Consider the following 26619-nt stretch of genomic DNA (forward strand, 5'->3'; position numbering starts at 1 on the left):
AATTAGCCAAAAATGAATCACAACCAAAAACATCATTGCAAGCACTACCTATTTCTAAACCTGAATCTAGACTTTATATGTCTTATATCTCTGTTGCTTTCATCTCTTTATTAATAGGCGGGTTAATGGGTTTACTTCAAGTATTAGTACGATCTGGTAAGTTTACATTACCAGCAGGAATTGATTATTATCAAGTTCTTACTGTGCATGGTGTGATCTTAGGCCTAGTGTTGACTACTTATTTTATTATCGGTTTTCATTTCTCTCTAATGGGAAAAACAGTTGGAATATCCATAAAACAACGCAAAATTGCATGGATTGCATTCTGGATTATGGTGGTTGGTACTGTAATGACTGCCGTAACCATTCTGTACGGTGAAGCTAGTGTACTTTATACATTTTACGCTCCACTTCGAGCTCATCCAGTATTTTATATTGGCTTAGCACTAGTTATCGTTGGTAGTTGGATTGCCGGATTTGTAAACTGGCATCAGTTAAAGGTATGGAAAAAAGCACATCCTGGCGAAAAATCACCATTACTAGCGTTTATGGTTACTATTAATACGGCAATGTGGTTCATTTGTTCACTAGGAGTTGCTGTTGCAGTACTAGTTCAATTTATTCCTTGGTCACTAGGATACGCTGAAACAATCAATGTATTATTAAGTAGAACTTTATTCTGGTATTTTGGTCACCCATTAGTATATTTCTGGTTGTTACCTGCTTATATGGCATGGTATGCAATTATCCCTAAAATCATTGGGGGAAAAATCTTTAGTGATTCTCTTGCTAGATTATCATTTGTATTATTCTTATTTTTCTCCATTCCAGTAGGTTTCCATCACCAACTAACAGAACCTGGTATTGATCCAACCTGGAAGTTTATTCAAGTAGTATTAACATTCATGGTTATCATCCCAAGCTTAATGACCGCATTCTCCATGTTTGCGACCTTCGAAATTACGGGACGTCGTAAAGGAGCGAAAGGTTTATTCGGATGGTTTAAGAAACTTCCATGGAAAGATGTTCGTTTCCTTGCACCATTTATTGGAATGTTAGCATTTATCCCTGGTGGCGCTGGCGGTATCATTAACGCATCTCACCAAATGAATGCTTTGATACACAATACAATTTGGGTTACTGGTCACTTCCATTTAACCGTGGCTACAACTGTTATGTTAACATTCTTTGGTATTAGTTATTGGCTAATCCCACATTTAAGAGGAAGAAAATTAACACCACAAATAAACCGATTAGGAATCATTCAAGCCATTGTATGGACAGTTGGTATGACTATAATGTCTGGTGCAATGCATATCCAAGGGTTATTAGGAGCACCTAGACGTTCCTCTTATTCTGAATATGGTGGCGGAGAACAAGTATCAGAATGGATTGGTTATCAATTAGCACAAGCAGTCGGTGGAACGATTCTATTTATTGGTATTCTTCTAATGGTTTATATCTTTATTAAACTTACATTCTTTGCTCCTAAGGGTGAAGAAGAATTTCCGATTGCAGAGGAAGAAGATGATGCTGAGGAAACTCCTGCATGGTTTGAAAATTGGAAGTTATGGATTGGTATTACAGTGGCACTTATATTAGCTGCGTACACCGTACCAGTGATTGATATTGTGCAACATTCTCCACTAGGATCCGTTCCATTTGACTTCCCTATAGGTAGATAATAAAAAAAGAACAAGGATTGCCCGTAATGGAGCACTCCTTGTTCTTTTTTTATAGTTACAAAATCGATTAAAAACTGCGCGGTAAATAAGCATTTTGGATAGAGCATCATACCCGCTACGGAAAAACACTACGCTTTCCGCGGGCCCGACCTCAGCCTCCTCGAGGAAAGTTCACCTCTCTAGGGGTCTTCGGACACGTGCTATTCCCGCAGGAGTCTTCGTGTTTTTCCTTCGCTAGAATGTGTGTCAATTTAATACTCCGAATACTTATTATAGATGATCAACTAATAGCAGACACCTCTCAATAGATGAATTCACTAGCGTAGGCAGAATACGGAGACTCCTGCGGGAGGATAGGCATAGGTGAGACCCCTAAAGAAGATAGCACGAGGAGGCTCACCAGCCGCTCAGCGAGTGCGGAGTATTCTGCCGGAGCGGTAATCGTTCCACTATCCCCTTTTAATTATGAGTGTTAATACGTTACCGCGCAGTCTCTAACAAATTACGAAGAAAACAACACAAAAAACATTACGAACATTTCTTTAGAATTGATAAATGTCCTGATATTTTGTTGTTAGGTATCTTATTAAATAATCCGGGTTTAAGCCTTCGCCCGTAACATCATTTAGGATATCGAGTGGTTTTTTCATTTTTCCATATTGATGGATATTATTTGTCATCCACTGCCGAATTGGTGAAAAGTCTCCAGATCTTATAACTTGGTCGATATTAACAGTTTCAAGCATCTTATGTTCGAACTGAGCAGCATACATATAACCTAGTGCGTACGAAGGGAAATAACCAAAATCTCCACCTGCCCAATGGATATCTTGTAAAACCCCTTCCCTGTCAGATTGCGGCTTAATCCCTAAGTATTCTTCCATTTTCTCATTCCATAGTTGCGGTAAATCTCTTACCTCAATTTCTCCATTAATTAGTGCTTTTTCAAGTTCATATCTCACCATAATATGAAGTGGGTAAGTTAATTCATCTGCCTCAATTCGAATAAACGAAGGTTTTACTTCATTGACTGCCTGATAAAAATCAGTTAATGATACATTTTCAAAATGACTTGGAGCATATTTCTTAAATAAATCATAATGCGATTCCCAGAAGATCTTATTTCTCCCTAGAAAATTCTCCCAGAATAGCGATTGAGATTCATGAATCCCCATTGAGGTACCGCTAGCTAATGGCGTTCCTTCTAACTTTTTATCAATATTTTGCTCATATAGTGCGTGCCCTGCTTCATGGATAATCCCAAACACCGCCATACGAAAGTCCTGTTCATCGTACCGAGTTGTAATTCGAACATCATTTAAATTGACGGTTATCTCAAAAGGATGAATTGTATCGTCTAATCTACCAGCATCCCAGTCATAGCCCATACGATTCAGAATTTCAATTGATAAATCTTTTTGTCCCTTTTTAGGAAAATGAGTATGTAACAATTCCGTATTCGGTCTTATAGAACTTGTTTCTATTTTTTGCAATAACTCCGATAAGGATGACCTTACTTTTGGAAATACTTCATCTAATGTTTTGACAGTTACCCCTGGTTCATAGTTATGCAGTAATGCATCATAGATGTTTTCCTTATATCCCCAGTAACTAGCAAATTTCTTATTATACTCTACTAATTTTTCTAAATAGGGTTGAAACATTGCAAAATCCGCTTTATCCCTTGCTTCCTGCCAAACAGCCTCACCTTTCGACTGCAACATAACATATTCTTTAAATTCTGTCTCTGGAATTTTACGATTCTTTTCATATGTTTCTTCACATTCTAAAATAGACTTTTCAATGATTTCATTCGTTGATTTCCCTTTTAATTCATCGATAAATTCCTTAATTTTATCAGAGACTTGCATTTGATGTAGTTTTTGTGATAAGTATCCAACTACTTCCGATCGCTGTTCTACACCTTTTTTGGGAACTTTAGTCCGTAAATCCCATTGTATTAATGTAATTGCTTCCCGATAAGCATTTTGCTCTTTCAGGTAGTCTAAAAAAGCTTTTTCTGTCTGTTCTAAACTCATTGTGACTCCCCCTATTTTTTCTTACCGAAATATTGATAGTAATCTACTTTAATAAATCCATTAAATAATTTTCTTTTTTTAGTGGCACTTTGTCCATAAAACTTTTCAAAAGCCTCAAAAGCAGTTAATACGTAAACACTCCATGATGGATGATTTCTCATAACTTGACCAAAGTCTTTATATATAGCTTCAACTGCTTCCTCATCTCCAATACGTTGTCCATATGGTGGGTTTGCGATGATGTAGCCATTTTCATGTTTGATTGATAAATCTCTAACTTGCATTTGTTTCCAAGTAATTAATTCACCGAGTCCTGCTTCAAGGCTATTCCCTTTGGCAATATCGATCATTTTATGATCAATATCACTACCGATGATTTCAAGCTTTTGATCATAGTTCGCTAAATCCTCTGCTTCTTGAAATGCATCGTCCCAATGTTTAGAACGAATGAAACTCCAGTTTTCGGAATCAAATTCACGATTAAAACCTGGTGCGATATTTTGTCCAATTAAAGCCGCTTCAATAGGAATAGTTCCAGAACCACAGAATGGATCAACCAATGTATATTCTGGTTTCCAGTTGGTTAGTAATACAAGAGCTGCAGCCATTGTTTCCTTAAGGGGGGCTTCTCCCTGACCTACACGATAGCCTCTTTTATGTAATCCTACACCAGACGTATCAATAGTAAGTAAAGCAATATCCTTTAGTAGTGAGATTTCAACTTTATACTGTGCTCCCGTTTCCGGCATTTTCGAAATCATACCGTATTTCCTTTTTAAACGTTCGGCAATTGCCTTTTTTACTATCTTTTGACAGTCGGGAACACTATATAATGTCGATTTAACTGATTTTCCAGATACTGGGAATTGACCATCTTCACTGACATAATGTTCCCATGGGAGTGCTTTTGTTCCTTCAAAAAGTTCATCAAATGTCGTTGCTTTAAACTCACCAACGACTAATCTTAAACGATCTGCTGTCCTCAGCCAGAGATTACACCTTGGTATTGCCGATATTGGAGCTTCAAATATTACCTTTCCATTATCGACCTGTACATCATATCCGAGATTCCTTACTTCTTCTGCAACAACAGATTCTAGTCCCATTGCAGCAGTTGCTATTAACTTAATATGTTTTGACATAAAAAAAGTCCCTTCAACTTGTTTATCCAGTAAAAATAGTTTACCACACTTTCCAGATAATAATAAAATAACCTTTCTGCATTTACATGCAAAAAGGTTATGTTCATCTCTAATATAGACCATAGAATACTCGATAAGCCATGTTCTGTACCATTGTACTTCTAACGGTGGTCAGCCTCGTACACAGGTTGTAATCATCTATCTACAGGTAAATACCTGTCCCTCGTTCGGTTCATTTCCCTAATAGAGGATGCCCCTACCATAATTTGGGTTGCTCACTCGTGGGGTTTACCTCGTTCCACCTCTAATGTTTCCATTCGAGCTCCGTCACTGTGGCACTTTCAAGGTTAGAATTCCATATCTATGAGGACTTAGGAACTTCACCTGCCGTTAGCCATAAGGCTACCTTGACTTATGATTTCGTCAAGCACGAACACTACAAACATCTCAGTTTGTGTGAGCATGGACTTTCCTCTGCATTGCTGCAGCGATTACATGAGTATTCATCTTTTCTACAACTAATCATACCATAACTCCTCTAATTTATCATTGGAAATTATAGTAAGTTTTAAGAGTCTGCATTTGCGTATTTACTTCCAAAAACTGCCTTTTCAAGATTGGAAAGACGCTTTAACACGTCATAGTTAACTTGTTGTGGCATTGGATTCGTCGATCTAGTTCTTCCTTGGCTCTCGCTAGATTTTTTAAGCTTGTTAATTTCTTGCTTTAGACGATCTATTTCTTGGCCAAATGCCTCATAATCTTGAATAACGATGTCTAAAAATTCATCTACTTCTTCTTGATTATACCCTCTCATAGCCGTTTTAAAGTCTTTTTCTAGAATCTCTTTACTGCCTAATTGAATACGATTATTCATCATTTTCTTCACCCCATATAATTCCATTTCATTTTTTAATCACGTGTTGTCTTAATTTTAATATGAAACAAGTTATATTACTATATGTACGTCTTCCATCTTTTATTATAGCAAAAAAGTAAGAAGCAGAACAATCCGCTTCTTACTTATTATTTCATCTTATTTTTCCATATCTGTTTTTTGAAATGAAAATGGCAGTAACTCTTCCATCTTAACTGTCATTGTATTGCTATTCAGATTGGTTAAATGTACATTCATTTCAGAATCAAAAAATTCACTCATTACTTGTCTACAAGACCCACATGGTGGAACGGGGCGTTCTGTATCTGCAACGACAGCCAATTCCACAAATTCTGTTTCCCCTTCTGAAATTGCTTTAAAGATCGCGACCCTTTCTGCACACAACGAAACAGGATATGCTGCATTCTCTATATTACAACCAGTATATACTTTCCCAGACTTTGTTAAAAGAGCTGCACCTACACCGAAATTCGAATACGGAACATATGCTCTATCTCTAACTTCAATCGCTTTTTGTATTAGCTCTTGATTAGCCATAAGCCTTTCCCCCTCCTGATGTTTGGACATTAATTATAGTAAAAGTTATCAGAATTGTAAAGCAGCACTCTTATTCTATCGCTCTAAGTAATTGATCAAATACGTACAAAACTGAGCGGTTTAATTCCATATACCGCCTTCTTCTTACATCTAAATAATAGCTGTGCATTAGTAAAAGTTCCATATTTTCTCTCGTAGAAACAATCTGATTTGGGTGCACACTTATCTTTCTCTCTTTTATAATCTTTAATGCAAGTTCTTCCCATTTCGATAGTAAGTCATAGACAGGCAAAGTCTTCTCCTTCACCATTTCAAAATAAGCTTTATCACGAAAATCCTCTGGGGGACTACTTTGATCGAATAGTTCTTTAAGATGTTGCAAATCATCTTTTAGTTGATTTGTATAATCTACGAGTAACATTCAAACGCCTCTATTCATCGAGTTAATAATTACATTTTAGCATGTTTAGGCATTTAGTACATTAAATCTGGTCTCGTAAGAACTATTTCATTATCATTTACATTACTTTCTGTATGAATTAACTATTTCTGACAGTTGATGAATTTCTTGATTTTGTTTGTTAAATTGTTCTTGTATATAGTTATCCACTTTTAGGCTTAGTTTTTGTTCTGCTAATCGTGCAATATCACTAAGGCGAAGTAATGCTTCTTCAAAATCCTTCCGAAAAACTCCGCTACTTTCTTTTTCCTTTATTAATGCTAGACCCATGTCTCTCACCTCTATTTAAAAGAATATTGTTACTTTCTAATGTTCTGCAAAGAAATGAGTATATCCTTCATGTTCGACAAAACTAGAAGTTATCGTACAAAACTAGTGTTTAAACTCATTATTTTTCCCGTTTTAGACAAACTAATAGTAAAGGAGGTCTATAATATGAAAGACAAACAAAAGAACAAGCAAAAAGAAGTACTAAATGGAAAATCTCTTAAAAGTGGCGACAAGAAGTTAAACGGCCCTAATCGACCTTCTACTTGAGTAAAAAAGAGGATGGTCAGGTAGCTACTACCTAATCATCCTCTTTTCAAATTTAATTAAAAATATTCTTTATATAAAAATATGCAAATAACAGATTTCGCTTATTGTAAAAAGATTTACTAATTTCTTCTATTTCATCTTGTTCCAGAGATAACCATTTTTTCTTAACACCCCCGGATTTATACCAGTCAATTCGAATATTATCTTGATGATCTACTATAGGATAAATTGTACGCAGCATTGGACTTTTAGGAAAATTCACAGATAGAAATCTTTCATAATCATATCTTGAACCTGTATGTTCTATTCGCAGTATGAAATCCATTAAAGATGGATAGACAACGGGGTGGAATAGCTGCGTTGCTAGTTTCTTTCCTAACCTTATACGATTATTTACATTTGTAAATCCATGAATAAATGATCCATATAATCTTCCAGTACTCGTAGGGAGTAGTACTGCATTTAACATTAGATTATTCTGCAACACGTATGGAAGACTTAAAAATACATTTTTTCTAAAATAAGGTTGTGAAATGACCGGATGTTGAATTACATTCTGTTCATTTATTATTAAGGCAATCATAAGTCGGTCCTTATTTTTTGTCTTGCTAAAAATTAACCATTCTTCTTTCATAAATTTTGAGACATGTAGATCATCTAGAAGGTCGAACAACTTTAGATCACTCTTCAATGATAATTCATAAATTAATAATTGTGGAAATGCATCAGAAAATATTAGCCAATTTGCCCGTTCATAGGTCATAAATAACTGTGTACGTTCTCTCTCACTAAGCAATTTTTTGTATGGGGGTAAACACAAGTCAGTCATATTCCAACCTGCATTTCGGGATACGATGCTTGCAACTAATGCCCACTTAATCTCTGGATGCTTCATATAGAAATGTTGGTAAGCTTTTGTACGAGAAATGTTGTCAATATTATACTTCCTAGTTTTATTTATTATATAATAGAGGTAGTCCCTTTTTTGTGAGTCTATCATTTTAGGAATCCTGCCTTATAGTTTGTAATAGTTTTTTAATATTTTTAGTTAAAAGTACACTGTAGGCGTTTTTTCTGATATGATACTGATTATGCTAGGAGGCATAGTATGAATTATCCAAACGGAAAAAGTTCGCAACCTATTAATCGTACACTGTCAACACAATCATTTTCTAATCGTGGAATGACACTTGAAGATGATATTAACCAGACAAATAAATATTACCTAGATACGAACCATGCTATTATTCACAAAAAGCCCACACCGATCCAAATTGTAAAGGTAAATTACCCAAAACGAAGTGCTGCAGTTATAACAGAAGCATACTTCAAACAAGCATCTACAACGGATTATAATGGTATTTACCGAAATCGATATATTGACTTTGAGGCAAAAGAAACCAAAAATAAAACTTCTTTTCCATTAGCCAATGTACATGAGCATCAGATTATACATATGGAATCTGTAGTTCAACATGGTGGTATTTGCTTTATGATAATTCGATTTGCTTTCCATAATGAAACATATTATATGGAAGCGGAAAAATTGTTTACCTATTGGTATGAAATGGCAGCAGATGGTAGAAAATCAATACCATACGTTGATATTAAACAACTAGGATATTTGATACCTTTTAAATATCAAACTAGAGTTGATTATCTATCTATTATTGATCAACTTTATTTTTAGATTGGAGGTAGTGAGAAATGGCAGAAAATAGCCAAACTCGCACTGCGCGTAGAAAACAAAAAAAATCAAAAAAGAAACCGATGTGGAAAAAAATATTTTTAGGATTCATAATACTCTTCCTTGCAATTGGAATTGGAGTCGGTGCCCTTTTCACTTATTATATTGCCACAGCTCCTGATATTGATACGTCACAATTATCTGATCCCTTTTCATCTAAAGTTTATGATAAGGATGGAGAATTGATTGCAGACTTAGGTGACTTTAAACGTACAAAAGTTAATTTTGATGATTTACCAGACGTTTTAATAAATGCTGTTACCGCAACTGAAGATGCCAGATTCTTTGAGCACTCAGGAATTGATTTAAGACGTATTGGTGGAGCTATTGTTGGAAATATCAAGAATGGATTTGGTTCTGAAGGTGCTAGTACGATCACCCAACAAGTAGTGGAAAAGTCATTCCTTACACACGATAAAAAACTAAAGTTAAAAGTACAAGAACAGTGGCTTGCTCTAAAATTAGAACAAGATTTCACGAAACAACAAATATTAGAAATGTATCTTAATAAAATCTATTATGGTTCAGGTGCATACGGAGTTGCAAAGGCTGCAGAAACTTATTTTGGTAAGACTGACTTGAATGATCTCACTCTACCAGAAGCGGCAATTTTAGCAGGACTCCCACAACGTCCATCTGCTTATGATCCATTTAAAAACCCAGACTTAACAAGAGGTAGAATGGAAACAGTATTGAAGCTAATGGTTCGTCATGAAAAAATTACTCAAGCTGAAGCTGATGAAGCGCTGAAAGTAGATATCCCTTCTCTCTTAGTAGAGAAAACTACAGAATCAACGCCATATGATGCTTTTATCCAACAGGTCGAAAAAGAAGTAGAAGCTAAATTAGATGGTGCCGATATTTATTCAGATGGCTTAAAAATCTATACTACTTTAGATAAAAGTGCTCAAGATTATGTTGAATTATTATTGTCTGATTCCGAAAATAATCCAATAAACTATCCGAATGAAGACTTGCATGCTGGTCTAGTAGTTCTTGATACAAAGTCTGGTGCTATTAGAGCAATTGGTGGCGACAGAAATTATCAGAATGGATTTAACTATGCAACTCAAGGTAGTAACCAAGCAGGTTCAGCTTTTAAACCAATTGTGGCTTATGGACCAGCAATCGAATACAATAAAATGTCAACCTACCATCAAATTAATGATGATAAACCGTTTGAAATTGCTGGAACGGAAGATGCAGTTCGAAATTGGAACAGAAAATATCAAGGGTGGATGACTGCTCGTTATGCGTTACAGGAATCACTTAACGTGCCAACTGTCAAAGTCTTACTAGAAACCGGCTATGAAAATGCACAAAAATTCGGGAATAACTTAGGTATTGAATTTGCAAAAGGAAAACCGGAACTAACTGATGCCATTGGTGGTGCTTCGACGCAAGTGAATCCCCTTCAGTTAGCGGGAGCATATCAAGCTTTCGGTAATGAAGGTATACGATATGAACCATATGCTGTCACTAAAGTTGAATTTCCAGATGATAGAACAGTGGAATTAACACCTGAGCCAGAAGTTGCAATGTCTGACTACACGGCATACATGGTTTCTGACATGTTAAAGGACGCATTAGCTTTAGGGTCATCTGGTGGGCCTGCTAGAATACCTGGATTACCAATTGCAGCAAAAACTGGAACAACTAACCTTAAAGACGTCGAAGGAGCTAAAGATTCTTGGATTGCTGGGTACACGACAAACTATACTACAGCGATATGGGTTGGTTATGATGAATCCAAGCGAACCATGAATGATGAAAAGTGGCTTGCTCACTCCATATTCAAGCAGCTCATGACTAATTTACATGATGGAGTAGAAACTCCTGACTTTGTAAAACCGGATTCAGTTGTAGAGGTTGCGGTAGAAAAAGGTTCTAATCCTGCTGCTTTACCAAGCGAATTTACACCGGAATCCGAAATTGTAACAGAGCTCTTTGTAAAGGGTACAGAACCTACAAAGACATCAGAAAAATATGATCAATTAGATCCCGTCGAAAAACTTAAAGCAGAGTACAGTGAAGGCAATAAAGCGATTATTGCCGAATGGGAATATGACTCAAAAGAGGATGTTTCTTTTGAAGTATCTGCAAGTGTTGATGGTGGTGATATGCAAGTCCTCTCTTCCACTACTGACAAAAGAATAGAGATATCAGAAGTCAGTCCTGGCTCTGAATATAATATTCAAGTAGTTGTCGTAAGTAATGAGGATGAAGCAAATCGAAGTGAACCAAAATCGGTTAAAGTGAAGATTGAACAAGAGGAAGAAGAGGAAGAGAATACGCCAATAAACCCAGTGGATGGACTAACTGCGGTCTTTGATCAGAATAATTCATTCATTGATGTAAGTTGGAATTATAATGGGCCTCCTGCTACTTTCGAGGTAACCGTAGAAGGACCACAAAGTGGAACACAGACAGTTCAATCAAACGGAATTGAGATTAATGGTAGTTTTGAACCAGGGCAAGTTTACACCATTCATGTAACTCCAATAGGTCAAAATGGTGCAAATGAAGGTTCCCGTGGTGAAACTAGAACTACTTCAGTAGAAATACCTGGAGATGCAAGTACAGAACCTGACCCAGGGGACGATGAAGAAACAGGAGCCCCTGAACCAGGTGAAGATAATGAAGAATAAAAAAGAATGCTGTCACAATATCTGTGACAGCATTCTTTTTACATTGCCTCTCTTTTTTTCATTCGCTTCTGCCCTTCTCTACAAACCTCAAGTAATGGACATTCAGGACAATTAGGATTCCTTGCTTTACAATGGTATCTACCAAAAAATATTAATCGATGGTGTGTAACGCTCCACTCCTCTTTTGGTACTTTACGCATTAATGTTTCTTCAACCTCGAGTACCGAGTCCTTCCAGCGACAAATTCCAAGTCTTTTGGATACGCGTTCCACATGTGTGTCAACTGCGATTGCTGGTTCCCCAAAAGCAACTGATGCCACAACATTGGCAGTTTTTCTCCCTACTCCAGCCAATTTAACTAAATCTTCTTTAGAACGGGGGACTTCCCCATCGTACTCCTCCATTAATACTTTACATAGCTTTTGAATGTTTTTTGCTTTATTACGATATAATCCTATTGATTTTATATCATGTTGCAATTCCTCGAGAGGCACTTCTAAATAGTCTTCTGGTTTTTTATATTTTTTAAAGAGTTCTTTAGTCACTTTATTAACGAGTGCATCTGTGCATTGTGCTGATAAAAGTACAGCGATGACTAACTCGAATGGATTATCATGGATTAATTCACAATCTGCATCAGGAAACATGTTTCCAATTTCATCAAGACAAAACCGTATTTGTTTCTTATTTAACATTAGTCTTCTCCCTCTAGCCAATTATAATAAAATGATGTATCTCTCTTTTTATTCACAGCACTTGTTTGCTTTGTTGCTTGATTATCGTGGAACTTTTTAGAAGCAAGCCTTGCTTGTTCCACTGTATGAATACCTTTCTTCTTCCATTCTCTCAAAATACGATCCATATATTTAAAATTTAGCTTTGCCATTAAAACTGATTCACGGAGGGCAGCTTTTATTAATGCTGGAGAAATCTCGTCCTCATCTAGCCAAACGTTAACCGTTTCAATTTCAAATGGAGATAATGGTCTGCCAAATTCTTGTTCAAATAAAATAAATAGAGATCCGTCTTCGGTCTCTTTTTTGACTGGCACCTCTGGTTGATAAAGTTTTTCCCATAATGGTTCGAGTGAATATACTTCACTTAGTTGATGTTGACTGTTCTCTGTCCTTTCAATCTTCAGGAGGTTTTTTTGGATGAGTTTCCGAAGTATCATGGAGCATTCTTTCTCATCAATTGTTAGGTTAGAAGTTAGTTCTTCTAGGGTGGGAAAGCTATTGCCCTTAGAAATTGAACGATGAATTAGTAATATTACCATTAATTCCGTTTCATTAAGGCCGAGTCCTTTATAAGAAAGGAACAATTTATTAGGTATAGTTATTTGATCATATAATACATCTTGATAATTTTGTTGTTTTTTCATATTATGTGCACCTCCCATCTAGTATAGCATGATTAGTACATTTTTCTATTATAATCGACTAAATAAGATAAGGCTGTCTCAGAATCTAGAGAGACAGCCTTAAAGAACTATTATATTATGGACACATTATGGATACAAACGATTTAATAATCTTGGGAATGGAATAGTTTCTCGAACATGTTCAACTCCTGAAATCCAAGCTACCGTACGCTCTAGTCCTAATCCAAAGCCAGAGTGAGGGACGCTACCATATTGACTCAGTTCAAGGTACCACTTATACGCAGGTCCATTGAGTCCATGTTCCTCATAGCGTTGTTTCATTAAATCTAAGTCATCTATCCTTTGAGAACCACCTATGATCTCACCATAACCTTCTGGAGCAATTAAGTCTGCACATAGTACCACATCTTCATTATTTGGATCTGGTTTCATATAAAATGCTTTAATATCTTTGGGCCAATTGGTTATAAAGACTGGCATATCAAAGTTTTCTGCAATAGCTGTTTCATGAGGAGCTCCAAAGTCATCTCCCCATTCAATATCTGTAAACCCATTTTCTTTCAATAAAGTAATGGCGTCTTCATAAGTAATTCTTGGGAATGGGGCTTTTATTTTCTCAAGCTTAGAAGTATCTCTATTCAAAGTATCTAGTTCTAATTTACAGTTTTTAAGTACAGATTGAACGATATGACTAACATAGTTCTCTTGAATTTCTAAACTTTCATCATGTTCTACAAATGCCATCTCCGGTTCAATCATCCAAAACTCAATCAAATGTCTTCTTGTTTTGGATTTTTCTGCACGGAAAGTTGGCCCAAATGAAAATACTTTACCGAAAGCCATAGCAGCAGCTTCCATGTATAACTGTCCACTTTGCGATAAATAAGCATCCTCATCAAAATATTTCGTATGGAAAAGTTCTGTAGTTCCCTCTGCAGAAGATCCTGTTAGGATAGGTGGATCAATTTTCACATAACCATTATCATTAAAAAACTCATATGTAGCACGGATAATCTCATTTCTAATTTTCATAACAGCATGCTGTCTTTTTGAGCGTAGCCATAGGTGACGGTGATCCATTAAAAATTCTGTACCATGCTCTTTAGGAGTAATTGGATAATCCACTGATTCATGAATTAATTCAATATTATCAACTTGCATTTCATATCCAAATGGTGAGCGTGAATCTTCAACAATTGTACCAGTTACGTACATAGAAGATTCTTGTGAAATATTTTTTGCTAATTGGAATGTTTCTTCACTTACATCACTTTTAACAACTACTCCTTGGATAAATCCTGTTCCATCACGTAATTGTAGAAAAGCAATCTTTCCACTTGAACGTTTATTTGCGAGCCATGCCCCGATAGTTACTTTTTGACCTAAAGACTTAGGTACTTGTGCGATTGTTGTTTTCAACGATAAAACCTCCATAATTAAATAAATAAAAATTTGCTCACCCTACGAAAACTATTTCATGTTATTTTCTACAAACCGTTTAATACGGTTCGCTGCTTCAACTAATTGCTCTTTTGAAATAGTATAAGACATTCGAATATAATCAGATGAACCGAATCCTGAACCAGGTACAACAGCAACTTTTTCTTCATCCAACAAAGCTTCAACCCATTCGTCAACCGTTTTGAATCCGTTAAGTTTTGCAGCTTCTGAAACATTTGCAAAAAGATAAAAAGCTCCCTGCGGCTTTTTACATGTTACACCGGGAATCTTGACGATTAAATCATATAATGTATCTAGTCTTTCTGCAAATACTTTGCGCATTTCCACAGTTGGATCAACTTCGCTCTGATAAGCAGCAAGCGCTGCATATTGCGCGATTGAAGTTGGATTGGATGTAGAGTGAGATGCTAGATTGGTCATTCCCTTGATAATGTCTAAAGGCCCTGCTGCATAACCAATTCGCCAACCAGTCATAGCATGGGATTTTGATACTCCATTAATGATAACAGTTTGTGTTTTCAATTCTTCAGAGATTTGTGCAATGGACACATGTTCATCATCGGTATAAATCAATTTTTCATATATCTCATCTGATATGATAAGAATATTTTGGTCCAGGCATAATTTCCCTAATGACATAAGTTCTTCTTTACTGTACATCATTCCAGTTGGATTACTTGGAGAATTAATAATAACCGCTTTTGTTCGATCTGTTATAGCATCTTCAAGTTGTTTTAATGAGATTTTAAAATTATTCTCTTCTTTCCCCTCTATGTAAACAGGCTCGCCACCAGCAAGTTTTATTTGTTCAGGATAACTCACCCAATATGGAGTTGGAATAATTACTTCATCACCTTCGTTTAAAAGAACTTGAAATAATGTATATAGTGCATGTTTAGCACCAGAAGTAACAATAATCTGATTCATATCATAAGAAACCTGATTATCCTTATAAAGTTTGTCAATGATAGCCTGTTTTAACTCTGGGATACCACCAGCTGGTGTATATTTAGTCTTTCCCAGATCCATTGACTTCTTAGCAGCCTCAATAATATAATCTGGAGTATTGAAATCCGGTTCACCAGCTCCTAAACCAATTACGTCAAACCCGTTCTGTTTTAATTCTTTTGCTTTTGCTGTTATTGCTAAAGTAGTTGAAGGTGTTAATGTTTTAACTCTATTTGCAATCTCCATTTGCAATTCCCTCACTTATTCAAACATTTTTTTAAAGCGAAATTCCTCGTACTTGGTACCATCAAAGATGGATACATAATCTATTACATATCGATTAGCTTCATCATAGTAGGTTAATTCCCACAGTTCATTACCCTTAATAATAGCAGGAACAATGTCAATTAGCTCGCAATTTACACATTCATTCATCCAATTTTCTTTTACAGTATCATATGGTAAAATTTCAGATTGATTTACAATTGTAAGTTCTTCATCAACATTTTCTGGTACAAAAACAATAACACTCTGTTCCTTTGTTTTTCCAAATACAATATGAAAAAGAGAATCGGCTTGATACCTTCTAGTATCTTCAATTTTGTCAACATCTGTCTCCTGCAAAACGCGTTGTTCTGCATCAGAATAACCATGTGTCTTACTGTCTTGAATATCTGAATATAGACTTATTAAAAAGAAAAATATAACAATAATGATTAGAAGTAAGCCTAGCAAAGTCCATTTTGTCCAAGTTGGGATTCGAAAATCTCTTCTATGCATGGTAATGTGTTGGTTTAATACCAACTTCTTTCTGAATGTTTTTGTTGAAATTATATTTTGACCCTGAAATACCTTGTATTACCATACTTTCAACCTCCGTTCTTCTATACATGCCAATTTACTTCTATACTTATCAATTATTGCTAAACATACTTAACACATCTATGCTTATACTAAGTTTACGTTGAACTTAAATAAGATAAAACACCTACCATTATACCAAGCATATCTTGATTTTTGTTTTGTTATTATTTATTTCAACCAATTAATTCTAAACACCATACCATTTTACTTAGCTGATGCACTTTGCATCAGTTCTTTTTTTGTGGAAAATTAAAACCAATCTTTTGCCTTTTTCATTAGTTGAGTGGTTGTGTCGAATGCAATTGGTACTTCTGGAATGGAATCAATGAAGTATTTTCCGTAAGATGACTTAATGATTCGTGCATCACATACAAACACAATCCCTCTGTCATTTGTGGAACGAATTAACCTTCCAAATCCCTGTTTAAAGCGAATAACAGCATTCGGTAGTGCTAAATCATAAAATGCGTTCCCACCATTCGCTTTCATATCGGCTGCTTTCGCTTCATACACCGGATGATTTGGCGGCTGAAATGGAAGTCTAACAATCATTAAGCATGACAAATCATCACCTGGAATATCTACGCCTTCCCAGAATGAACTAGTGCCAAGTAGAATTGACTGATCAAATGTTTGAAAATTCTTCTTTAATCTTTCTCTACTTCCACTAGAGATGCCTTGGGCAATTAGTACAAATTTTTCGTTTTCCATTAATTCCTTCAACAGATAGTAGGATTTTTTAAGCATATCATAAGAAGTAAATAATACTAGCATCCTTCCGTTAGTTATTTCAGCTAGTGATAGGATAGATTCACACGTTGCCGCAATAAAATTATCCATATTGTCATAACTAGTTTCAGGGAAATCACTCGGAATCATCACCCTTACCTGTTTGTCATAGGAAAAAGGAGATGATATCTTCTTTGTGAACAATTTATCCTTTGGAATTCCAAGTCTCCTCTGAATAAAATTAAACGAATTTCTCATAGTTAAAGTGGCACTTGTTAAAATGACACTTTCTTTAACAGCAAAAAATTCTTCCTGCAATATCGATGATATATTAACTGGTTCACTATATAAATAAACTGCATTTTTAGCACCATAAGCTTCGATTTCAATCCACTTTACACTAACCGAATCGTTATCCATTAAAAAGAGCATCTCTAAGCCATCAATGAACGACTGTAGTATTTCGATTCTACGTTCAGTCTCATCTTTCGCTTCTTTAGTATCTAAATCTTGGCTTAGTTGTGTTAAAAAGTGGATCATATCACGAATATAAAAAGTTAATCTTGTTGCCATTTCCTTTATTAGGTTCCAGTTTTTCTCAACTTCATCATTTTCCTTATAACGGTATTGAATCCTTCCTACATCACTAAGTACCTTTTTTGTTCCATTTTTATTTAAAACATATTGAAAAATGGTACGAAACAAATCATCTAATTCATATTTGGATAAGGTTAATAGATCATTCCAACGATCTTTAGCATTCTTATCAAGATTAGAGGAATCACTCAATGTCAAACTATCTAACCATTTACCATCTCCAAAACCACCGACCTGATTGAATAGATGTTGCATATTCACATAATCTAATTTTAACCCGTAATGTCTAGAAGCAATTTCCTCCAAATGATGTGCTTCATCAATTATAGCTTTATCATAGCTAGGTAGGTACTGATAATCATGGAAAATATCCGAACATAATAATGCATGGTTTGTAATGATAATATCGGCTAGTTGAGCATTTCTTTTTGCCTTTTGATAATAAGAGTATTTGAACCACGGTGATGTAGGGTCTGCATTTCCTTCAACGTCAGCTGATACCCGCTTATAGAATAGTTGCCCATGTGAAGGTAAATGTAATTCATCAATGTCCCCTGTCTCTGTTTCTAATAGCCATATTAGTATCATTGCTTTTGTTAGGGCAATATCATAATTATCTTGTTGACCAGAATCAAGTTCATTAGCAAACTTTTCAATGCTAATATAGTGTTGTTTACCTTTAAGTAATGCAACTTTAAACGGAAACGGTACAAGGCTTTTTATTAAAGGTATTTCTTCTTCAAGTAATTGAGACTGTAATTGCGTTGTATATGTACTTATGATTATTTTCTTATTTGATTTTACTGCTTCATAAATACTTGGAATTAAATATGCTAACGATTTACCTGTACCTGTTTCAGCCTCAATTAAAGCATGTTTATGTGCCTGAAAAGAGTCGTAGATATCTTCTGACATGACTCGTTGTCCATCTCTCTTCTCGTATTTCTTAATAATCGTTTCCATCGTCCCACCATCTTCATAGATAGAATCTAGGTATTCACCGTAGGATGATGAAATGGTGATATTTTTACGTTTTTCAGGTAAAACATTACGAAAAGCCAGTCCCCTAAAGCTTGTATATTCATTTTCTTCCGCTTTGAATACTAAAGCCTCTAACTGTTGATTTAACAACTCAAATAAATCTGATTTTAGTATCTTTTCGATTTTTAAAAGTTGTTCTATTGTTTCATATGGTAACGAAGAAATTTTCTCCTGTAACTTTATAAAAAGTTTAGCCGTAACATATGCATCCGAAAGAGCCCGGTGTGGGTTCTCATGCTCTATATTTAAAAAGTCTGCTAATATACCTAATTTATATCCAGGTGCATGTGGATAGAATATCCTTGTCAGTTCAACAGTATCAAGTACTCTGTTCTTCAATCTAGGTTTTCCAATTGCAGATAATTCTGCATTTAGAAAGCCTAAATCGAATGGTACGTTATGGGCAATTAAATAACTATCTTTAAGTATTTCAACAATTACATCAGCCATTTCAGAGAATGACGGAGCATCTGCTACATCCTCATCTTTAATACCAGTCAATTGTGTAATAAATGGTGGTATAGACTTACCTGGGTACAACATGGTAGAAAATTCATCAATAATTTCATTATTTTCGATGACAACCATACCCACTTCGATAATTTTATCTTGGCCTACGCTTGAATTCCCTGTTGTTTCTAAATCCAAGACAACAAATCGATTCATTTCAACACCACCTTTGTCTTTCTTTGTATATTCTTTTAACCCATAATTCTTTTCTTTCATGATGGTTACAGGTTACGGAACCAATCTATTTCACCTGAATATATCTTTTGAATGGAACCATCTTCATACTTAGCAAGTAGTGCCCCATCCTCCGCAATGCCAGATAGAATTACTTCTTGCTCATTTTGGAATGTTTTTAATTTTATTCGTTCGCCTAAACGATAACCATAGCTTTCCCATCTTTCTTTTATAATGGAGAAACTCTGGTTAAGATATTCGGCATAGGACTTCTCGAACTGGACAAAGATACTCTGGATTAACCTCGTAATATCCACTTTTCCGGATTCGATTAATAAAGATGTTGCTCTGGATTGGATGCTATCCGGAATTTCATTATGGTCATGATTGACATTCATGCCAATACCGATAATAATGTATTGAATTTGATCCTGTTCTGCCTGCATCTCGGTTAATATTCCTGAAACTTTTTTGTCTTTTAGTATAATGTCATTTGGCCATTTTATTTTGGCATCTAATTTTAATTCTTTACTTATAACATCAGCTAACACTGTTGCCGTAAGTAACGTTAGTTGAGGTGCTTGATAAGGTAAGATTTTAGGTCGTAAAATAATACTCATCCAAATTCCCTTGTTTTTTGCACTGTACCACTCACGTTTTAATCTTCCTTTTCCAGCTGTTTGTTCATCAGCTAAAACAACAGTCCCATGTGGAGCATTATCCATCGCTAATTGATGTGCTATGGATTGGGTAGATGACGTTGTTTCTTTATGGATGATTGACTTTCCTAACCACTTCGTATCAAGTCCCCATTGTACTGTGTTTTCACTAACTTTGTGCGGGGATTTAATGATTCGATATCCTTTGTTACGCTTTGCCTCTATCACATAGCCATCTTTTTCTAATTCTTTCATATGTTTCCAAATTGCACTTCGAGAAATCTTTAACATATCAGAGATTTCTTGACCTGAAATAAAGTTTCCATTATTAATGGATAGTACTTGTATTAGTTTACTCCGGGTGGATTCCATTTTATCCAGTCCTTTAATATTGAATTATTATTTTCAATCTTACCTTCAACTACTAATTCTTCAATTTGTGTAATAATATCCTGAATCCAAGGTCCTCTTTTCCTATCTGGAAACAGTTCTATTATATCATTTCCATTAATAGCTAGGTCTTTTTTTGAATAAATTACTAAATTACTTTTAAGTCTAAATAACTTTTTCTCATTAACTTTTTGAGTAAAAAGGATCTCTGTTAATCGAGCAAAAGACATATGTAAATCAGGTAATAGTTTATAAACAAGTATGTTAGTTAAATCATGAGACTTGTAATAGTTAATTGCATCATTTAAAATGATTGCTTTATTTAGCACTTTATTTGAGCATTTCCAACCTTTTGTAATTGTCCGTATATCAATACTTGGTTCAGTTTGGTGAATAAGGCAAACCACTTCTTCTAATGAATGAACCGGTCGGATTCTATCGCCTAGCTTTTGTAATATTTGATAATTATTTAAAATAGGTAAGTGCTTCTCAATACCTAAGTCATTCATATACTTTAGTCCTAATCTAACAAACTTACCCGCAAATAACTTCTCTAGTTCTACAGTAATTCGCTCAACAGCTAACCCTTCTAATGATGGCTTTACATCATTAATAGCATAGAGCGTATCTTTTTCAATTTTAAAACCTAACTGACTTGAAAAGCGTATAGCTCGTAAAATACGAAGAGGATCCTCTTTTAATCGCTCTTTTCCATTTCCAACCGTTCGAAGTAGTCCATTATGTAAATCTTCTTTACCTTTAAATAAATCAAGGATATTCCCATACTTATCCATCGCTAAAGCATTGATAGTAAAATCACGACGTGCCAAATCTAGGTCAATTTTATCGATAAATTGAACCGAATCCGGATGACGGCCATCGGAATAATCACTTTCAACACGAAAAGTAGTTACTTCATAGGAAACATCATGGTACCTGACAATTACAGTACCGTGTTCAATTCCAACAGGAATTACCTCATCAAAGATTTCTTGAATCTTGTCTGGCTTAGCCGACGTGGTAATATCTATATCACCAATAGGACGTTCTAACAGTGAATCACGAACACACCCTCCAACAAAAAAGGCTTGGTGTCCTGCCTGTTCAATTTTTTCAATTACATATAGTGCATCTTGGAAAGGCTCTGTTAATAGGCTCATACTACACCTCTATTTTACTTATCTTGTAATACATCCTTATACAAACTTATATATTTCTTTAAGATGCTACTAGAATGGAAATGATCCTTTACGTGTCTTAAGGAGTTTTTTGAAAATTCCTTCAATAATTCATCATCTGACAGTAGTCTTTTGGCGTAAACGGCTGCCATTTCTACATCTCCTAATTCAACAACAAATCCTGTTTCTTCTTGTACAATAACTTCAGGTATTCCACCAACATTGGTTCCAATACAAGGAACTTCACACGCCATTCCTTCTAATAGTACCAATCCAAAGCTCTCTTTTTCAGACAGTAGTAAATTTAAGTCTGATATCGAAAGAAGATCACTAATATTTTTTTGTTTACCTAGAAATAAGACATCGTTTTCTAGACCTAGCTTGTCAACTAACTGAACAGTATTTGAGTATTCTGGACCGTCTCCAACTAGGAGAAGTTTTGCATTGATATCTTCCCGAATTAAGTTAAATGTATGGACAATATCATCTAACCGTTTCACTTTTCGAAAATTAGAAATGTGAATAATTACTTTTTCGTCCTCTTGGATTCCATACTGGGATTTAATATGTTTTAAATCTTTTTTATAATACTGCTCTTCATTAACAAAATTGTAGATGACTTGTATATCTTTCTCTACATCAATCATTGATTTGGTTTGCACGACCAGATCTTTCGATACTGCAGTTACAGCATCTGATCTCTCTATACCATATTTAATCATCCGTTTAAATGTATTATCTATACCTAGAACCGTTATATCCGTACCATGAAGTGTTGTAACAATTTTCACTTTACGTTTAGCCATATCACGTGCCAAAATAGCACAGACCGCATGTGGTAGCGCATAATGAACATGGAGAATATCTAATTCCTCTCTATCAATCACTTCCGCCATTTTGGTAGCTAGTGCTAAATCATATGGTGGATACTGAAATACTGGGTAATGACTCATCTCCACCTCATGATAATATATATTGGGATGAACTTGATTCAGTCGAAAAGGTAAGCCGGATGTTATAAAATGAATTTCATATCCTTGCTCAGCTAGCAACATGCCTAGCTCTGTAGCAATAACACCAGACCCACCTACTGTTGGATAACATGTGATTCCAATTTTATTCATACTTCCTTATCTCTTCTCTCTTTTAATACTTTTCTCCAATCCATATCCCCTCTATTTAGACCATGAATAAATATCTCAGCAGAACTAATATTGGTAGCGAGTGGAATTTGATGTACATCGCATAGTCTAATAAGTGCACTTACGTCAGGTTCATGTGGCTGAGCGGTTAACGGGTCTCTGAAAAAAATAACCATATCCATTTCATTATTTGCTATCATGGCACCTATTTGTTGGTCACCGCCTAAGGGACCTGATTGAAACTTATGAATAGAAAGGCCCGTTTCATCACTTATCATTTGACCAGTAGTACCAGTAGCAAATAAATTATGCTTCTCTAAAACATGTTTATACGCAAGTGCAAAGTTTATAATAATGGGCTTTTTTTCGTTATGGGCAATAAGTGCAATATTCATATTCAATTAGCCACCTCCCATTATGACTCGAAATCGAGAACATTCTCTAATCCATAAACAAGTTCTTCTAAATCAAAAACTTTGTTTACCGATATTTTTATCCCATCCATAAAAGACTTTCTATTCATGGAATCATGCTTTATTGTTAATTGCTGTCCCTCACCACCAAAGATTACTTCTTGATGAGCAACTAATCCCGGTAATCGAACACTATGAATATGTATCCCATCATCAACTGCTCCTCTTGCGCCTTTCAGAACTTCTATTTCATCGTGGTGACCTTGTCTCTTCGTATCACGGACTGTTTTAATCATTTCGGCAGTTTTTATGGCTGTACCAGAAGGTGCATCAATTTTGTTATCATGGTGCTTTTCAATTATTTCGACATCAGTTAGAAATTTTGCTGCAATTGTGGAGAAATGCATCATAAGAATAGCCCCGATAGCAAAATTTGGTGCGATAATACATCCAGTTTTAGTTTCACTAGCTACTCTACGTATATCTTCTATCTGTTCAGCAGTAAATCCAGTTGTTCCGACAACACAGCGGATATTCTTTTGTAATGCCATTATTATATGATTAAAACTCGCTTCCGCAACAGTTAAATCAATTAATACATCAACTTGTCTTCCATAAAACGCTTCTTCAGGATTTTGATAGACAGGAATACCTTTCTCAGCTAATGTTGATATTCCTGTTTTTTTTCGGTCAATACAAGCAACTAATTCAAAGTTTGGTTCTTCTAGTACCATATTGACGGCCTCACTGCCCATTCGACCACGGGGACCTGCAATAACAATTTTTATACTCATATTAATTTCCTCCTGATGCAGTTACTTTTTGGTCCATCTATCCTTATCTCTTGTTTCAAATTTAGTCATGGATCGATTAAATGAATCAGAGAGATCTATTTGAAGTGAATTAGCTATACAAGTGATGACAAAGATAATATCTCCTAATTCATCTTCTATTGTATTCGCCTCTTCTGTTACCTTCTTTGGCTTCTCACCATGATAATGGTTTACTTCACGGGCAAGTTCACCTACTTCTTCAGTTAGCCGAGCCATCAAGGCAAGTGGGGAAAAGTATCCTTCTTTATATTGACTTATATAATCATCTACTCTTTTTTGGACTTCCTCTATTGTTAAACCTCTCATAGTAATGGTTCATCCGACTCCTTCTATCTAATCTATTCTTTAATGTTAGCGAATAGCTGTATATTTGACAAATAATTTAGCTAGGTAAAACATTGTTCTACAACTTTATATTGATTATAATGAGAAAAGCGTAGAGGACGCCTGGACAAAACAACTATGAATGTACTAACTATTAATATAGGGGTTATCTTGGCGGTTCATACATAATTGGAGGTGCAACAATGATTTTCGGCTTAAAAATTAAGAATATCATATTTATTTTACTTGGGGCTGCCATATTTTCTTTTGGAATCGTTCACTTTAATATGCAACATAATTTAGGAGAAGGTGGATTTACTGGTATCACGCTCATTTTGTTCTTTGCATTCCGGTGGGACCCTGCCATTACTAACATAATCTTAAACATACCCATTCTTATTGTCGGTTGGAAATTCCTTGGGAGAAATACGTTTTTTTATACCATCATCGGAACGTTGTCCGTTTCATTGTTCTTGAGCGTTTTTCAAATAAATCCTTTTGATATACATCTGCAACAAGACATGTTTCTTGTTTCCTTATTTGCCGGTGTATTTATTGGGGTCGGGCTTGGTATTGTGTTCCGCTATGGTGGTACTACTGGCGGGGTAGACATTATTGCGAGAATTGTCCATAAATACATTGGGTGGAGTATGGGAAGAACAATGTTTTTGTTTGACTTCCTTGTTATTGCTACCTCAATTTTCACTATTTTAGAACTCGCACAAGGAATGTATACATTAGTTGCCGTTTATGTTGGCGCAAGGGTTATTGATTTTATTCAAGAAGGAGCTTATACCGCTAGAGGTGCTACGATTATATCATCTCAAAGTGATAAAATTGCTCAAGAAATAATGAAGAAGATGGACCGAGGAGTTACTGTATTAGATGGACGAGGCAGCTTCACGGGTGAAAAACGTGATGTTCTATACTGTGTTGTGGGTAAAAATGAAATAGTAAAACTTAAAAACATCATCAATTCCATTGATCCACATGCATTTGTTGCCGTAGGTGCAGTACATGACGTGTTAGGAGAAGGATTTACATTAGACGAAAATAAAAACCCGATAAATGATTAGGTTGCCAGAAAGTTTTGTTGGGCTACTAATTAATAGTAGATAGAAACTGTGCGGTAACTAGTTTATTTACAACACAATTAGTTAATAGTTATAGCTGTAAGACACCGCTCCGGCAGAATACTCCGCTGGTTTAGTTTTCTTTAAATAGATAGTTGTTCAATTTAATTCTTAAAAACTGTGTGCTGTTTTAAACCTCTCTACACCAGCGAAGGAAATACACGGAGACTCCTGCGGGAGGATAGGCATCGGTGAGACCCCGCAAGAGCTTTAGCTCTGAGGAGGCTCACCAGCCGCCCGCGGAAAGCGGAGTGTATTTCCGTAGCGGGTATGTTGCTCAAAGTTAGATTATTAGCCGCACAGTCTCTAACAAATTTGAGATTAGGGTTTGAGAAGATAAAAAGGAAAAAATCCGAACTAGTACGAATTCTTTTGGAAGAATTTCGAGTTTAGTTCGGATTTTATTATCTAACTATTTTATTCTTATTACTCTTGATTACTAGCAACGATCATTAAAATAAATCGTATTAACTCTGCCACAGCAACTAAAGCAGCTGCTACATATGTCATAGCCGCAGCATTTAATACCTTTTTCGTGTCTCGTTCCTCATTGTTACGAATAACTCCTGTTGATACTAATTGAGCCATCGCTCGGTTTGATGCATCAAATTCCACTGGTAAAGTTACTAATTGGAACAAAACAGCACCTGCGAAGAAAATAACTCCAATAGTCGCGAGTCCAGTCATGTCTAATAATAAACCAGCAAGGATAAGGAAAAATGAAATATTAGAACCAAAATTGGCAACTGGTACTAACGCGCTTCTAAATTTTAAGAACGCATAAGATTCTGCATCCTGAATAGCGTGTCCAACTTCATGGGCGGCTACAGCAGAGGATGACATGGAATGACCATGATAAATACCAGTAGAAAGTCTTACAACTTTCTTACGAGGATCGTAGTGGTCCGTTAGCATTCCTTTTGTTTCTTGTATTTCTACATCATAAAGACCATTATCATCTAATATTTTTCGAGCAACTTGTGCACCAGTCATCATAGATGATGTTGATACTTTTGAATATTTTTTATAGGTACTTTTTACTCTAGATTGTGCCCAAAGCGGGATTATCATAAGTAGAGCAATATAAATTAAATATGATCCTAAACCCATTTCTTAATTCCTCCATAAGATGAATTTACATAGTTCCTT

25 protein-coding genes and 1 other RNA gene are annotated in these 26619 nt (G+C 35.5%); 5 read left to right on the forward strand and 21 right to left on the reverse strand.

Going from position 1 to position 26619, the window contains the following annotated elements; genetic code table 11:
* Positions 1-77: 77 nt before the first annotated feature.
* Complete coding sequence (locus BN999_RS05630) at positions 78-1685, forward strand: b(o/a)3-type cytochrome-c oxidase subunit 1 (protein WP_373453625.1); 1608 nt, start codon at positions 78-80, stop codon at positions 1683-1685.
* Between the two features lie 542 nt (positions 1686-2227).
* Here the strand turns inward: BN999_RS05630 and BN999_RS05635 are convergent.
* The 7 genes from BN999_RS05635 to BN999_RS05665 all read right to left on the reverse strand — a co-directional run bounded on the left by BN999_RS05635 (position 2228) and on the right by BN999_RS05665 (position 7031).
* Positions 2228-3724 (reverse strand): carboxypeptidase M32, encoded by a 1497-nt coding sequence (locus BN999_RS05635; protein WP_096270430.1) that lies wholly within the window; start codon positions 3722-3724, stop codon positions 2228-2230.
* 11 nt (positions 3725-3735) lie between these two features.
* The gene (locus tag BN999_RS05640; protein WP_096270691.1) at positions 3736-4866 is read right to left on the reverse strand and encodes a THUMP domain-containing class I SAM-dependent RNA methyltransferase; all 1131 of its coding nucleotides are present in this window, start codon (positions 4864-4866) and stop codon (positions 3736-3738) included.
* 129 nt (positions 4867-4995) lie between these two features.
* An RNA gene (rnpB, locus tag BN999_RS05645) (RNase P RNA component class B) lies at positions 4996-5369 on the reverse strand.
* A gap of 65 nt (positions 5370-5434) precedes the next feature.
* A complete protein-coding gene (gpsB, locus tag BN999_RS05650; protein ID WP_096270431.1) occupies positions 5435-5746 on the reverse strand; it encodes a cell division regulator GpsB in 312 nt (103 codons plus the stop codon).
* 156 nt (positions 5747-5902) lie between these two features.
* On the reverse strand, positions 5903-6301 hold the full coding sequence (locus tag BN999_RS05655; protein ID WP_096270432.1) for a cytidine deaminase: 399 nt from the start codon (positions 6299-6301) through the stop codon (positions 5903-5905).
* A 70-nt stretch (positions 6302-6371) separates the two neighbouring features.
* A complete protein-coding gene (locus BN999_RS05660; protein WP_096270433.1) occupies positions 6372-6722 on the reverse strand; it encodes a DUF1798 family protein in 351 nt (116 codons plus the stop codon).
* Between the two features lie 102 nt (positions 6723-6824).
* A complete protein-coding gene (locus tag BN999_RS05665; RefSeq protein ID WP_096270434.1) occupies positions 6825-7031 on the reverse strand; it encodes a hypothetical protein in 207 nt (68 codons plus the stop codon).
* Between the two features lie 165 nt (positions 7032-7196).
* Between BN999_RS05665 and BN999_RS20850 the strand changes: the two genes are divergently transcribed.
* Positions 7197-7298, forward strand: coding sequence for a spore protein (locus BN999_RS20850; RefSeq protein ID WP_197025077.1), 102 nt, complete (start codon positions 7197-7199; stop codon positions 7296-7298).
* Between the two features lie 52 nt (positions 7299-7350).
* On the opposite strand, the gene BN999_RS05670 is transcribed toward BN999_RS20850, so the two are convergent.
* On the reverse strand, positions 7351-8298 hold the full coding sequence (locus BN999_RS05670) for a DUF2515 family protein (protein WP_096270435.1): 948 nt from the start codon (positions 8296-8298) through the stop codon (positions 7351-7353).
* A 108-nt stretch (positions 8299-8406) separates the two neighbouring features.
* Between BN999_RS05670 and recU the strand changes: the two genes are divergently transcribed.
* Entirely contained in the window at positions 8407-8988 is a 582-nt protein-coding gene (gene recU / locus BN999_RS05675) for a Holliday junction resolvase RecU (RefSeq protein ID WP_096270436.1), read from the forward strand.
* A 17-nt stretch (positions 8989-9005) separates the two neighbouring features.
* The gene (locus BN999_RS05680; protein ID WP_096270437.1) at positions 9006-11693 is read left to right on the forward strand and encodes a transglycosylase domain-containing protein; all 2688 of its coding nucleotides are present in this window, start codon (positions 9006-9008) and stop codon (positions 11691-11693) included.
* A 38-nt stretch (positions 11694-11731) separates the two neighbouring features.
* Here the strand turns inward: BN999_RS05680 and nth are convergent, their stop codons facing one another.
* From nth to BN999_RS05740, 12 genes are all read right to left on the reverse strand, one after another.
* Entirely contained in the window at positions 11732-12388 is a 657-nt protein-coding gene (gene nth / locus BN999_RS05685) for an endonuclease III (protein ID WP_096270438.1), read from the reverse strand.
* Complete coding sequence (locus tag BN999_RS05690) at positions 12388-13074, reverse strand: DnaD domain-containing protein (protein ID WP_096270439.1); 687 nt, start codon at positions 13072-13074, stop codon at positions 12388-12390. Before BN999_RS05690 ends, nth begins: the two co-directional genes overlap by 1 nt.
* A gap of 126 nt (positions 13075-13200) precedes the next feature.
* Complete coding sequence (gene asnS, locus BN999_RS05695) at positions 13201-14493, reverse strand: asparagine--tRNA ligase (protein WP_096270440.1); 1293 nt, start codon at positions 14491-14493, stop codon at positions 13201-13203.
* Positions 14494-14544: 51 nt separating this feature from the next.
* On the reverse strand, positions 14545-15729 hold the full coding sequence (locus BN999_RS05700) for a pyridoxal phosphate-dependent aminotransferase (protein WP_096270441.1): 1185 nt from the start codon (positions 15727-15729) through the stop codon (positions 14545-14547).
* 15 nt (positions 15730-15744) lie between these two features.
* Positions 15745-16263 carry a cell wall elongation regulator TseB-like domain-containing protein gene (locus BN999_RS05705; RefSeq protein WP_096270442.1) on the reverse strand — a complete coding sequence of 173 codons (519 nt, stop codon included), beginning with the start codon at positions 16261-16263 and terminating at the stop codon, positions 15745-15747.
* Positions 16264-16596: 333 nt separating this feature from the next.
* Entirely contained in the window at positions 16597-19440 is a 2844-nt protein-coding gene (gene dinG / locus BN999_RS05710; RefSeq protein ID WP_255247406.1) for an ATP-dependent DNA helicase DinG, read from the reverse strand.
* Positions 19441-19445: 5 nt separating this feature from the next.
* Entirely contained in the window at positions 19446-20429 is a 984-nt protein-coding gene (locus BN999_RS05715) for a biotin--[acetyl-CoA-carboxylase] ligase (protein ID WP_096270443.1), read from the reverse strand.
* Positions 20405-21607, reverse strand: a complete 1203-nt coding sequence (locus BN999_RS05720) for a CCA tRNA nucleotidyltransferase (RefSeq protein ID WP_096270444.1) — start codon at positions 21605-21607, stop codon at positions 20405-20407. Before BN999_RS05720 ends, BN999_RS05715 begins: the two co-directional genes overlap by 25 nt.
* A gap of 14 nt (positions 21608-21621) precedes the next feature.
* Positions 21622-22749, reverse strand: coding sequence for an N-acetyl-alpha-D-glucosaminyl L-malate synthase BshA (gene bshA / locus BN999_RS05725; protein WP_096270445.1), 1128 nt, complete (start codon positions 22747-22749; stop codon positions 21622-21624).
* Positions 22746-23162 (reverse strand): methylglyoxal synthase, encoded by a 417-nt coding sequence (locus BN999_RS05730; protein WP_096270693.1) that lies wholly within the window; start codon positions 23160-23162, stop codon positions 22746-22748. The genes bshA and BN999_RS05730 overlap by 4 nt, the downstream gene beginning before the upstream one ends.
* 20 nt (positions 23163-23182) lie before the next feature.
* On the reverse strand, positions 23183-23974 hold the full coding sequence (gene dapB, locus BN999_RS05735) for a 4-hydroxy-tetrahydrodipicolinate reductase (protein WP_096270446.1): 792 nt from the start codon (positions 23972-23974) through the stop codon (positions 23183-23185).
* Positions 23975-23995: 21 nt separating this feature from the next.
* A complete protein-coding gene (locus BN999_RS05740; RefSeq protein ID WP_096270447.1) occupies positions 23996-24319 on the reverse strand; it encodes a nucleotide pyrophosphohydrolase in 324 nt (107 codons plus the stop codon).
* 221 nt (positions 24320-24540) lie between these two features.
* On the opposite strand from BN999_RS05740, the gene BN999_RS05745 reads away from it, so the two are divergent.
* On the forward strand, positions 24541-25413 hold the full coding sequence (locus BN999_RS05745) for a YitT family protein (RefSeq protein WP_176481889.1): 873 nt from the start codon (positions 24541-24543) through the stop codon (positions 25411-25413).
* Between the two features lie 483 nt (positions 25414-25896).
* On the opposite strand, the gene BN999_RS05750 is transcribed toward BN999_RS05745, so the two are convergent.
* Positions 25897-26580, reverse strand: coding sequence for a zinc metallopeptidase (locus BN999_RS05750; RefSeq protein ID WP_096270448.1), 684 nt, complete (start codon positions 26578-26580; stop codon positions 25897-25899).
* Between the last annotated feature and the right edge of the window lie 39 nt (positions 26581-26619).

This window comes from Paucisalibacillus globulus (genome assembly GCF_900184735.1).
Classification (GTDB): domain Bacteria; phylum Bacillota; class Bacilli; order Bacillales; family Amphibacillaceae; genus Ornithinibacillus; species Ornithinibacillus globulus_B.